Origin of the sequence: Curtobacterium sp. P97 (genome assembly GCF_023712445.1) — a bacterium.
Taxonomy (GTDB): Bacteria; Actinomycetota; Actinomycetes; order Actinomycetales; family Microbacteriaceae; genus Curtobacterium.
The window spans coordinates 17,136-29,352 of sequence record NZ_JAMAYF010000009.1 but is presented as its reverse complement, the minus strand read 5'-3'; the positions used below and the strand labels follow the sequence as shown (position 1 = coordinate 29,352).

Below are 12,217 nucleotides of genomic sequence, written 5' to 3'. Positions count from 1 at the left end.
GCCTCCTCGCCGAGGACCAGTGGTGCAGTGCGCGTTGCGGCGTTGCGGCGTTGCGGCGTTGCGGCGTTGCGGCGTTGCGGCGTTAAATTTATAGTCGCCGGTCCGACGTTGTTAACTTTAACTGCGGGTCAACCGAGGTGCCGAGCGAGGAACGCGGCCTGCCGCTCCCAGTGCCGGTGGCCGCCGCCCTCGTGGCCGTTGTAGGGGTAGACCTCGATGTGCTTGTCGGTCGACGCGAGCGCGTTGTACGCCGCGAAGGTCGTGCGCGGCGGGACCACGTCGTCCATGAGGGCGACCGAGAACAGCGCCGGGGCCGTGATGCCTGCGGCCAGGTTCACGCCGTCGAAGTACGCCGCGGTGTCCCACACGGTGTCGACCGCGTCCCGGTGCACGGCGAGGTACTGGGCGAGCTCGAGGTAGGGGCCGCCGGTCGCGACGTCGGTGCCGTGCTCCCAGTCGGACAGGAACGCGACGTCGGGCAGCACGGCGACGAGCGGCGCGGTGTGTGCCTCGACCAGGGCGGCCGCCGCGATCGCGATGCCCCCGCCCTGGCTGCCGCCGGTCAGTGCGATGCGGTCCCGGTCGACGCCCGGCAGCGTCCGCACGACGTCGACGAGTCGGACGGCGTCCGTGTAGACCCGCCGGTAGTAGTGCTCGGCGGGCGAGGCGATGCCGCTCGCCATCCACCCGCCACCGTTCGGGCCGGACCCGTGCGGGTCGGGGGTGTCGCCGCCGGTTCCCCAGCCGCTGCCCTGCCCGCGGGTGTCCATCACGACGTGCACGTACCCGGCGAGCGCCCACGCGACCCGCTCGCCGGGCAGCCCGCGACCACCGCCGTAGCCGATGAACTCGACCACGGCGGGCAGGTCGCCCGTCGAGCCCGCCGGCCGCGAGACCCAGGCGCGGACGGGGTCGCCGCCGAAGCCCGGGAACGTCAGGTCCTGCACGTCGAGCGCCCTGACCGGCGTGGTGGCGGGGACGAGCACGGGCTCGGTCCCGGCGCCGGCCGCCCGCGCCTCGGCGACGGTGGCGGTCCAGAAGGCGTCGAGGTCGTCGGGCCGCCGCACGGTCGGGCGGTAGGCGCGCAGCTGGTCGAGGGGCAGGTCGGTGAGCGGCATGGGGTCCTCGCTGGTGGTGGGTCGTTCCGGGTGTCCCTGGTCGGAACGGGCGTACCTGGTCGGGAGTTCCGACCGGGTACGCCCGATTCCACCAGGTGGACGCGCCTCAGCGCATCAGCGTGCAGCGGCGCGGTACTGCTCGAGCACCTCGGGGTGCGGGTCCGCGGGCACCACGGTCGCGGCGACCTCCCACGACGGCAGGCTCCCGGTCAGCACCCACGCGGCCTGTCGAGCGGCACCCGAGGCGACGTACTCGCCCGGTTCCGGGATCGACACGTCGCGGCCGAACACCTGCGCGGCGACGGCCCGGACGGCCTCGTTCCGTGCGGCGCCGCCGATCAGCAGCAGCCGCGACACCTGCACGCCGGTGGCCTCGACCGCGGCGAGGCCGTCGGCCAGGGCGCAGAGCATGCCCTCGACGGCGGCGCGGGCGAGGTGCGCCCGGTCGGTCGTCGCGGGCGTCATGCCCACGAGCGAGGCGGTGGCGTCCGGTCGGTTCGGGGTGCGCTCGCCGACGAAGTACGGCACGAGCACGAGCCCGTCCGCCCCTGCCGGCGCCTGCAGCGCCAGCTCGCCGAGCTCGCCGTGGTCGACGGAGAGGAGTCCGCCGATCACCTCGAGCACGCGGGCCGCGTTGAGCGTGGTGACGATCGGGAGGCGCGACCCGGTCCCGTCGGCGAAGCCCGCCACGGTCCCGCTCGGGTCCGTCACCTCGGTGTCGGTGACGCCGAAGACGGTCCCGCTGGTCCCGAGGGACACCGCGACGTCACCCGGGCCGAGCCCGAGGCCGAGCGCTGCCCCGGCGTTGTCGCCGAGCCCCGGGCCGACGACGAGACCCGCGCGGGCGACGGCGCCGCCCGGCAGCTCGACGTCGGACGCCAGGGTGCCCATCGCCTCGTCGGGCGCCACGACCCGCGGGACCACGACCGGGCCGTCGCCGTCGGCGTGCGCGTCGCCGTCGTGCGGTCCGGCAGCGACCCGCGAGGGACGCCCGAGCGCCTGCTCGAACAGCTCCGCGTCGTACTCCCGGCGCACCGGGTCCCAGTAGCCGGTGCCGCTGGCGTCCGAACCGTCGGTCGCCAGCGCGTCGAGGTCCGGCCCGAGCGGGCTCTCGTCGGCGGGGCCGTACCCGCGCAGTCGCCACGACAGCCAGTCGTGGGGGAGCGCGACGGCGGCGACGCGCGCCGCGTTGTCGGGCTCCGCGTCGCGGAGCCACCGCAGCTTGGTGCCGGTGAACGACGCCACCGGGACCAGACCCGTCCGGGCGACCCATGCCTCCCGGCCGAGCTCCTCGACCATCTGCGCGGCCGCGTCGGCGCTGCGGACGTCGTTCCACAGGAGTGCGTCGCGGACCACGCGACCGTCGGCGTCGAGCGCGACCATGCCGTGCTGCTGCCCGGCGATCGCGACGGCGGCGACGTCGTCGAACCCGCCGGCGTCCGCGATCGCGGTGCCGAGCGCGTCCCACCAGTGGCGGGGGTCGACGGAGGTGCCGTCCGGGTGGGACGCGCGCCCCTCCCGGACGACCGCACCGGTCGCCGCGTCACGGACCGTGACCTTGCAGGACTGGGTCGACGAGTCGACCCCTGCGACCAGCCGACGCTCGACGACGTCAGCCACGAGCGCCCATGAGGTGCTCGATCGCGAGCTGCTGCAGGCGCACGAAGCCGAAGCCCTTGCCGCCGAAGTACGCGTCGGCGTCGAAGTCCTCGTAGGCCGAGCGGTCGGCGAGGAAGTCGTCGTACGACTCACCGCTGTTCAGCGTCGGCGTCGAGAGCTCGTCGACCTTCGCGGCGGACAGGGCCTCCTGCACCTCGGGGTCGGCGCGGAACGCCTGGGCGCGCTCCTTGAGGAGCAGGTACATGCGCATGTTCGCCTGCGCCGAGTCCCAGACGCCGGTGATGTCCTCGGTGCGGCTCGGCTTGTAGTCGAAGTGGCGGGGGCCGTCGTACGCCTGGCCGCCCTGCGGGGCACCGTGCTCGAGCAGGTCGACGAGCGAGAAGGCGTTCTGCAGGTCGCCGTGGCCGAACACCAGGTCCTGGTCGTACTTGATGCCGCGCTGCCCGTTGAGGTCGATGTGGAAGAGCTTGCCCTGGTAGAGCGCCTGGGCGATGCCGGCCGTGAAGTTCAGGCCCGCCATCTGCTCGTGGCCGACCTCGGGGTTGATGCCGAAGAGCTCCGGACGCTCGAGCGTCTCGGTGAAGGCGATCGCGTGACCGAGGGTCGGCAGCAGGATGTCGCCACGGGGCTCGTTCGGCTTCGGCTCGATGGCGAAGCGGATGTCGTAGCCCTTGTCGGTGACGTACTGCGCGAGCAGGTTCACGGCCTCGCGGTAGCGTTCGAGGGCGGCCTGCACGTCCTTGGCGGAGTCGTACTCCGAGCCCTCGCGGCCACCCCACATGACGAACGTCTTCGCGCCGAGCTCGGCGGCCAGGTCGAGGTTGCGGAGCACCTTGCGGAGGGCGAAGCGACGGACGTTCCGGTCGTTCGAGGTGAAGCCGCCGTCCTTGAAGACGGGTGCCGAGAACAGGTTCGTCGTGACCATCGGCACGATGATGCCGGTGGAGTCGAGCGCGCCCTTGAGGCGGTCGATCTGTGCCTGGCGCTCGGCGTCGGTCGAGCCGAACGCGAACAGGTCGTCGTCGTGGAAGGTCAGGCCGTAGGCACCGAGCTCGTCGAGCTTCTCGACCGCCTCGACCACGTCCAGCGCGGGACGGGTGGGGCCGCCGAACGGGTCGGACCCGTTGTAGCCGATGGTCCAGAGACCGAAGGAGAACTTGTCGTCGCGGGTGGGCGTCGTTGCCATGGTGGATCACCGTTCGTCGTCGAAACAAAATGTTGCCGCGCCCAACATAAGCGGTAGGGTGGATCCTGGCAACACCGGATCGCAAAGGAGCGAGTGGATGGCACAGGACGGACACGGACCGGGACGACTGCGCGTCGCCATGGTCGGGCACGGCTTCATGGGAGCGGCGCACTCCCAGGCGTGGCGGACCGCACCGCGGTTCTTCGACCTCGGCGTCGAGCCCGAGATGGCCGTGGTGGTCGGCCGTGACGCCGAGCGCACCGAGGCAGCGCGCGTGCAGTACGGGTGGCAGGCCGCGTCGACGGACTGGCGGCAGGTGGTGACGGACCCCGACATCGACCTCGTCGACATCGTCTCGCCCGGTTCCTCGCACGTCGAGGTCGCGATCGCCGCCCTCGAGGCCGGCAAGCACGTCCTCTGCGAGAAGCCCCTCGCCAACACGGTCGAGGAGGCCGAGGCGATGACCGCCGCTGCGGAGGCCGCCGCCGAGCGCGGCGTCCGCGCGATGGTCGGCTTCAGCTACCGCCGCGTCCCTGCGATCGCGTTCGCCCGGCAGCTGGTGGCGGACGGGAGGATCGGCACGGTCCGCCAGGTCCGCGCGCTCTACCTGCAGGACTGGTTGTCCGACGAGGACGGCCCGATGACGTGGCGCCTCGACAAGGCGCTCGCCGGCTCGGGCTCGCTCGGCGACATCGGTGCGCACGCGATCGACCTCGTCGAGCACGTCACGGGCGCACACCTGTCGACCGTGTCCGGCACGCTCGAGACCTTCGTGCACGAACGTCCGCTGATGGCCGAGGGGGTCGGGCTCTCCGGCACCGCGTCGAGCGAGCGCGGACAGGTCACCGTCGACGACGCCGCGTTCTTCCTCGGTCGGCTCACCGGCGGCGCTGCCGACGGTGCGATCGGCACCTTCGAGGCCACGCGCTACGCGACCGGGCGGAAGAACGGCCTGACGCTCGAGGTCAGCGGGTCCGAGGGCGCGATCCAGTTCGACCTCGAGTCGATGAACGAGCTGCGCCTGTACGAGTCGTCGGCACCCGCGGGGGAGCAGGGCTTCCGTCGCATCCTCGTCACCGAGCCGGAGCACGAGTACATGGCCGCCTGGTGGCCGACCGGGCACCTCATCGGCTACGAGCACACCTTCAGCCACCAGGTCGCCGACCTCGTGCGGGCGATCGTCGCGGGCACCGACCCCTCGCCGTCGTTCGCCGACGGCCTGCACGTGCAGCGCGTCCTCGACGCGGTCGAGCGCAGCGCGTCCGACGGCAGCGCCTGGACGGCGATCTGATGGCCGACACGATGAACGACACGACGAAGCGAGCGCTGGTCGTCCGTGGCGGGTGGGACGGGCACATGCCCGTCGAGACCACCGACCTGTTCGTCCCCTTCCTGCGCGACAACGGCTTCGACGTCCACGTGTCGGACTCGACGGCGGTGTACGCCGACGAGTCCGTGATGGCGGACGTCGACCTGATCGTGCAGGTCGTCACGATGTCGACCATCGCCGACGACGAGTTCGCGGGACTGCAGCAGGCGGTGCTCGGCGGCGCCGGGCTCGCCGGGTGGCACGGCGGGATCGCGGACGCCTTCCGGAACACCGCCGACTACCTGCACATGGTCGGCGGGCAGTTCGCGCACCACGCGGGCAAGCACCCGTCCGAGCGCACCGGCGAGCAGTCCGACAACTACATCCCGTACACGGTGCACATCACCGAGGCCGGGCACGAGCACCCGATCACGCAGGGCATCGAGGACTTCGACCTCGTGACCGAGCAGTACTGGGTGCTCTCCGACGAGTACAACGACGTGCTGGCGACGACGACGCAGGAGGCCCGGGACTTCGACGCCTGGAACCGTCCGGTCACCGCGCCGGCGATCTGGACCCGGCAGTGGGGGCAGGGACGCGTGTTCGTCTCGGCACCCGGGCACCGGCTCGAGGTCGTCGAGTCGCAGCCGCTCCGCACGATCATCGAGAGGGGACTCCTGTGGGCAACCCGATGAAGGTCGGTGTCGTCGGGGTCGGCGTCATCAGCCAGCAGTACTTCGAGCACTTCCCGGCACTGCCCGGGCTCGAGCTCACCGCCGTCGCGGACATCGACGTGGCCCGGGCACGGTCGGTGGGCGAGACGCAGGGCGTCCGCGGTTCCTCGGTCGACGAGCTGATCGCCGCGGACGACGTCGACGTCGTGCTCAACCTGACGATCCCGGCGGCCCACGCCGAGATCGCCACGCGGGCGCTCGAGGCCGGCAAGCACGTGTACGGCGAGAAGCCGCTGGCGATGTCGACGGCCGAGGCGCGCCCCGTGCTCGACCTCGCCCATCGCTCGGGCCTGCGGGTGGGCAGCGCGCCGGACACCGTGCTCGGCACCGGGATCCAGACGGCGCGGCAGGCGCTCGACAGCGGCGCGATCGGCACCCCGGTCGGCGCCGCCGTGTCGTGGTCGGCGCCCGGGCACGAGCTCTGGCACCCGGCGCCGGCGTTCTACTACCAGCCCGGCGGCGGCCCGCTGCTCGACATGGGGCCGTACTACCTGACGAGCCTCGTGTCGTTCTTCGGCCCGGTCGTCCGGGTCAGCGGAGCCTCGACCCGGTCGGACCGCGAGCGCACCATCGCAACCGGCCCCGCGGCCGGCACCCCGCTCCGGGTCGACATCGACACGCACGTCGTCGCCGTCCTCGAGCACGCGGACGGCGTCGTCTCGACCGTCACGGTGTCGTTCGAGGTCTGGGCCACCAGGGCGCCGCTGTTCGAGGTGTTCGGCACCGCGGGCACCCTCGGCGTCCCCGACCCGAACCGGTTCTCCGACACCGTGTCGATCGCCGACGCCGCCACCCGCGAGTGGCGGGACCTGCCGACGAGTGCCGGGTACGCCGACGCCGGACGCGGCTACGGCCTGGCCGACATGGCGCACGCGATCGCGACGGATCGCCCGCACCGCGCGTCCGGCGACCTCGCGTTCCACGTGCTCGAGGTGATGGAGGCGGTCTCCACCGCGGCCCGCGAGCACACCGTGGTCGAGGTCCGGTCGCGCGTCGACCGCCCCGACACCGTGCCGGCCGGTGCCACCCCCGGGTCCTGGTGAGCCAGACTCGGCAGCGGCAGCGGCAGCGGCAGCGGCAGCGGCAGCAGCAGCAGCAGCAGCACGACGCGACACGACACGACACGACAGGCGAGGAAGGACGACGACGATGACGACGACGGACGGAACCGGCGAGACCGGGGCGAGCGGCGCCTCCAGGCCGGACGGCGGCGGCCGCTCGACCAGGCCGGTGACCCTGTTCACCGGGCAGTGGGCGGACCTGCCCTTCGAGGAGGTCGCGCGCCTGGCGGGCGAATGGGGCTACGACGGGCTGGAGATCGCCTGCTGGGGCGACCACCTGGACGTCCGACGCGCCGCGACGGACCCGGCGTACGTGGCCGACCGGAAGGCGGTCCTGGAGCGCAACGGACTGCAGGTCTGGACGATCGCGAACCACCTGACCGGCCAGGCCGTCTGCGACGACCCGATCGACCAGCGGCACGAGGACATCCTCGCGCCGCACGTGTGGGGCGACGGCGACCCCGAGGGCGTCCGCCGGCGGGCGGCGGAGGAGCTGCAGTGGACGGCCCGTGCGGCCGCTGCGCTCGGGGTGTCGACCGTGACCGGCTTCTCGGGGTCGTCGATCTGGAAGACCGTCGCCGGGTTCCCGCCCGTGCCCCCGGCGATGATCGAGGCCGGGTACCAGGACTTCCACGACCGCTGGTCGCCGATCCTCGACGTGTTCGAGGAGGTCGGCGTCCGCTTCGCGCTCGAGGTGCACCCGTCCGAGATCGCCTACGACTACTGGACCGCGAAGCGGGCGCTCGAGGTGTTCCGGGACCGCCCGTCGTTCGGGTTCAACTTCGACCCGTCGCACTTCGTGTGGCAGGACCTCGACCCCGCCGCGTTCCTGCTCGACTTCGCCGACCGGGTGTACCACGTGCACTGCAAGGAGTCGGTGAAGCAGCTCGACGGCCGCAACGGTCGACTCGGATCGCACCTGCCGTGGGGCGACCCCCGTCGTGGGTGGGACTTCGTCTCCGCCGGGCACGGGGACGTGCCGTGGGAGCGGGTGTTCCGCGTGCTGAACCACATCGGGTACGACGGCCCGACGAGCGTCGAGTGGGAGGACGCCGGCATGGACCGACTGGTCGGCGGCCCCGAGGCGCTCGCGTTCGTGCGTCGCCTGGGGACGATCGCCCCACCGGACGCCGCGTTCGACGCCGCGTTCTCCCGCTCGCGCTGAGCCGCGCGCGGGTACGGACGGACCCGCGAGACTCGGCACCGCGGACAGTTCCGCGGTGCCGAACCCGCGAAGGTGTCCGCCGAGCCGAGACTCGCCCCCCCACACCAAACCACACCACCACGAGGAGGACCCATGGCCAGGTCGGCCACGACCACGCCCGGGAACGTCGCGCGCGTCCTCCGCATCGTGCACGAGGGCGGGCCGGTCACCCGTGCCGAGCTCACCCGTCGGACGGGACTCAACCGGTCGACGGTCCTGGCGCTCGTCGGGGAGCTCGTCGAGCAGGGGTTCGTGCACGAGGAGCTCCCGGGAGCCGGGGCGGACCGTCCCGCCGGGGTCGGTCGGCCGAGCGCCGTCGTCCGGGCATCGCGCGACGTCGTGGCCGCCGCGGTGACCGTGGAGATCGACGCCGTCGCGGTGGCGCTCGTCGCGCTCGACGGCACCGTGCGCGACCGCCTCGTCGAACCGCAGTCGAGCGTGCCCGGTGCCGCCGCAGCGATCGACGCCGTGGCCCGTGTCCTCGCCACGCTGACCGCACGCGCCGATCCGGCACTGCGGCTCGTCGGCGTGGGCGTCGCTGTCCCGGGCATCGTCCGGGTCGAGGACGGGGTCGTCCGCGACGCCCCGCACCTCGGTTGGCGGGACGAGCCCTTCGCCGGGCCCCTCGCCGAGCGTCTCGGGCTGCCCGTCCGCGCGGCGAACGACGCGAACGTCGGTGCGTGGGCCGAACGGCTCTACGGCAGCGCGCGCGGCGTCGACGACCTCGTCTACCTCAACGGCGGCGCCAGCGGCATCGGCGGTGGGATCGTCAGCGCCGGCCGCCCGTTCAGCGGCGCGGACGGGTACGCGGGCGAGCTCGGGCACACCTTCGTCGCGGCGAACGGCATCCGCTGCCACTGCGGGGCGATCGGGTGCCTGGAGACCGAGGCTTCACGCGGAGCCCTCACCGCGGTGACCCGGACCGCGCCCGACGACCTGGACGCCCTCGCCGCCGCCCTGGCCGAGCGACACGACGCGGTCGAACGGGTCGTGGACCGCCAGGTGACCGCGCTCGCGACGGCGATCCGGAACGCCATCCACACCGTCGACCCGCAGGTCGTCGTGCTCGGGGGGTTCCTCGGCGTGCTGCTCGGGCACGTGGGGGACCGCGTCGAGGACGACGTCCGGGCGCAGACGATGGCCGCGATGACCGACCGGCTGCGCATCGTGCCGGCGGAGCTCGGCCGTGACGTCCTCGTCCGGGGCGCCGCCGAGCTCGGCTTCGCCGACCTGCTGCGCGACGGGGCCCTCCCGACCACCAGCGGCGCGACCACGACCGGCCCGAGCGGCGCGACCACGACCGGCGCGACCGGGACCCGCGCGTCCGACACCGACCACACCACAGCCGACCGCGACGACGCGGTCGAGGAAGCGAGATCCGCATGAGCACCACCTCCGACACCCAGCGCGCGAGCGTCCTGCTCGGCACCGAGGACCTGACGATCGAGGACCGCCCCGTCCCCGAGGTCGCCCCCGGCGACGTGCTCGTCCGCGTGGCCGCCGTCGGCGTCTGCGGCTCCGACGTCCACTACTACCGCCACGGCCGCATCGGCGACTTCGTCGTCGAGGAGCCCCTCGTCCTCGGCCACGAGCTCTCCGGCACGATCGCCGCGGTCGGCGAGGGCGTCGACCCCGCCCGCGTCGGCGAGCGCGTCGCCGTCGAGCCCCAGCGCCCCTGCCACCGCTGCGCGCAGTGCCTGGCCGGCCGTTACAACCTCTGCCCGCACATGCGCTTCTACGCGACACCGCCGGTCGACGGTGCCTTCGCGGAGTACGTGACGATCGAGGCCGAGTTCGCGCACGCCCTGCCCGACACGGTGTCCTTCGAGGCCGGCGCACTGCTCGAGCCGCTGTCCGTCGGCATCGCCGCGGCGCGCAAGGCCGGCATCGTGCCCGGCTCGAGCGTCCTGATCGCCGGTGCCGGTCCGATCGGGGTCATCTGCGCCCAGGTCGCCCGGGCGTTCGGCGCGACCCGCGTGGTCGTCAGCGACCTCGTCCCCGAGCGGCGCGAGCGTGCGCTGTCCTTCGGCGCCACCGAGGTCGTCGACCCCGTCTCGGTGGACGTCACGTCGGACATCGTCCCCGTCGACGCCTTCATCGACGCCAGCGGTGCGCCCCGTGCCGTCTCGGACGGCATCAAGGCCGTCGGACCGGCCGGCGCGGCGGTGCTCGTGGGCCTCGGCAACTCCGAGATGGTGCTGCCCGTCGAGCACATCCAGAACCTCGAGGTGACGGTCACCGGCATCTTCCGCTACACGAACACCTGGCCGGTCGCGATCGGTCTGGTCGCGTCGGGCCAGGTCGACCTCGACGCGCTCGTCACCGGGCGCTTCGGACTCGACGCGGTCCGCGAGGCCCTCGAGAGCGACACCGACCCGGCCTCGCTCAAGTCCGTCGTCTACCCGAACGGCGTGCCCGCGGGCGCGTGAGGACGCGAGCCGACGTGCGCGACGCGGGTCGCGCCGTCCGGTGAGCGGTCGTCGGACGGGAGGCGCGGTGCCGGCGGGTGCCGTCCTCCCGTCCGTCGTCCGGTCACCACGGCGAGCCGTGGCCGGGTCGGCCCCGCCGCGACACCGCGACGCGCTACGGTTCGGCCATGACCGCGACACCGGCGGCGGCAGTGCCGCGACGCACCGACCGGCGGGCACTCGTGTCCTGGGCGCTCTGGGACTGGGGGTCCTCGGCGTTCACCGCCGTCGTCACCACCTTCGTCTTCAGCACCTACCTGGCGAGCCGGGCGTTCGTCGACCCGCGGCTCGTCGCTGCCGAGGACTCGTCGACGGCCGCCGCGCAGACGGTCGAGCGGGAGCTGGCGCACAACGCCGCGACGGTGTCGACGGCCCTGACCCTGGCGGGGATCGTCGTGGCGCTCGTCGCACCCGCGGTGGGGCGGCTGGCGGACTCGTCCGGGCACCGCCGCCGGTCCGTGCTCATCGGGACGATCGGGGTGGCGCTGTCGATCGGGGCGATGGTGTTCGTCGCGCCGCAGCAGCCGTACCTGGTGCTCGGCGCAGCGCTCCTCGGCATCGGGACCGTCGCGTACGAGGTCGCCACCGTCGGCTACAACGCGATGCTCGGCCAGGTGGCGTCGGGCCCGCAGACCGGCCGCGTGTCGGCGATCGGCTGGGCAGCCGGGTACTTCGGCGGGATCGTGCTGCTCGTCGTCCTGCTCCTCCTCTGCATCCAGGACTTCGGCACCGAGGGGGTCGCGGGCCTCCTGCAGCTGCCGTCGACCGTCGCGTCCGGGTCGTGGGACGTCCGGGTCGCGATCGGGATCGCCGCGGTGTGGCTCGCGGTCAGCTCGGTCCCGCTCTTCCTGACCGTGCCCGAGGCGGCGCCGGACCGTTCGCGCACGGGCGGTCTGCTCAGCGCCTACCGTGACCTCGGACGGCACGTCGCCCGGCTGTGGCGGGAACGCCGCAACGTCCTGGTCTTCCTGCTCGCGAGCGCCGTGTTCCGCGACGGCGTCGGTGCGGTCTTCACCTTCGGCGGCATCGTCGCCGCGCAGGTGTTCGGCTTCAGCCCGTCGCAGGTGATCCTCTTCGCGATCGCGGCGAACGTGGTGGCGGGTGTCGCGACCTTCGCCTCCGGGCGGCTCGACGACCGCTTCGGCTCACGGGCGGTCATCACGGTCGCGCTCGTCGGGCTCGCGCTCACCGGCATCGGGGTGTTCCTGATCGGGAGCGCGACGGCCGGGTTCTGGGTGCTCGGGCTCACGCTGGCGATCTTCGTCGGGCCGGTGCAGTCGTCGTCCAGGGCGTACCTGGCACGACTCGCCACCCCGGGACGCGAGGGCGAGCTCTTCGGCCTCTACGCGACGACCGGGCGAGCGGCGTCGTTCCTCGCGCCGGCGCTGTTCGGCATCGCGGTGACGATCGGCGGCTCGACGCGGTACGGGATCATCGGCGTGGTCGTGGTCCTCGTCGGGGGCCTCGTGCTCATGGCGTTCGTGCAGCGGGAGCCCGCGCGGGCGTAGCGCACGGTC

At 73.3% G+C, this 12,217-nt stretch carries 10 protein-coding genes; 7 read left to right on the top strand and 3 right to left on the bottom strand.

Annotated features, from left to right (window positions below; all coding sequences use genetic code 11):
• Positions 1-128: 128 nt before the first annotated feature.
• From M3677_RS10880 to xylA, 3 genes are all read right to left on the bottom strand, one after another.
• Positions 129-1,118 carry an acetylxylan esterase gene (locus tag M3677_RS10880; protein ID WP_251160541.1) on the bottom strand — a complete coding sequence of 330 codons (990 nt, stop codon included), beginning with the start codon at positions 1,116-1,118 and terminating at the stop codon, positions 129-131.
• A gap of 114 nt (positions 1,119-1,232) precedes the next feature.
• Positions 1,233-2,738 (bottom strand): FGGY family carbohydrate kinase, encoded by a 1,506-nt coding sequence (locus M3677_RS10875; RefSeq protein ID WP_251155296.1) that lies wholly within the window; start codon positions 2,736-2,738, stop codon positions 1,233-1,235.
• Positions 2,731-3,924, bottom strand: coding sequence for a xylose isomerase (gene xylA / locus M3677_RS10870; RefSeq protein ID WP_066652452.1), 1,194 nt, complete (start codon positions 3,922-3,924; stop codon positions 2,731-2,733). Before xylA ends, M3677_RS10875 begins: the two co-directional genes overlap by 8 nt.
• A gap of 97 nt (positions 3,925-4,021) precedes the next feature.
• Here xylA and M3677_RS10865 point away from each other — a divergent pair, with 97 nt between their 5' ends.
• The 7 genes from M3677_RS10865 (at position 4,022) to M3677_RS10835 (ending at position 12,208) form a co-directional block, all read left to right on the top strand.
• Positions 4,022-5,215, top strand: coding sequence for a Gfo/Idh/MocA family protein (locus tag M3677_RS10865; RefSeq protein ID WP_251160540.1), 1,194 nt, complete (start codon positions 4,022-4,024; stop codon positions 5,213-5,215).
• On the top strand, positions 5,215-5,928 hold the full coding sequence (locus tag M3677_RS10860) for a ThuA domain-containing protein (RefSeq protein ID WP_251160539.1): 714 nt from the start codon (positions 5,215-5,217) through the stop codon (positions 5,926-5,928). The genes M3677_RS10865 and M3677_RS10860 overlap by 1 nt, the downstream gene beginning before the upstream one ends.
• Positions 5,913-7,010 (top strand): Gfo/Idh/MocA family protein, encoded by a 1,098-nt coding sequence (locus tag M3677_RS10855; protein ID WP_251160538.1) that lies wholly within the window; start codon positions 5,913-5,915, stop codon positions 7,008-7,010. The genes M3677_RS10860 and M3677_RS10855 overlap by 16 nt, the downstream gene beginning before the upstream one ends.
• Before the next feature lie 106 nt (positions 7,011-7,116).
• On the top strand, positions 7,117-8,193 hold the full coding sequence (locus M3677_RS10850) for a sugar phosphate isomerase/epimerase (RefSeq protein WP_251160537.1): 1,077 nt from the start codon (positions 7,117-7,119) through the stop codon (positions 8,191-8,193).
• 132 nt (positions 8,194-8,325) lie between these two features.
• Positions 8,326-9,618: an ROK family transcriptional regulator gene (locus M3677_RS10845; protein ID WP_066652461.1), complete on the top strand. Its 1,293-nt coding sequence runs from the start codon at positions 8,326-8,328 to the stop codon at positions 9,616-9,618.
• Complete coding sequence (locus tag M3677_RS10840; protein ID WP_066652463.1) at positions 9,615-10,661, top strand: NAD(P)-dependent alcohol dehydrogenase; 1,047 nt, start codon at positions 9,615-9,617, stop codon at positions 10,659-10,661. Before M3677_RS10845 ends, M3677_RS10840 begins: the two co-directional genes overlap by 4 nt.
• A 167-nt stretch (positions 10,662-10,828) precedes the next feature.
• Positions 10,829-12,208 (top strand): MFS transporter, encoded by a 1,380-nt coding sequence (locus M3677_RS10835; protein WP_251160536.1) that lies wholly within the window; start codon positions 10,829-10,831, stop codon positions 12,206-12,208.
• Positions 12,209-12,217 lie beyond the last annotated feature (9 nt).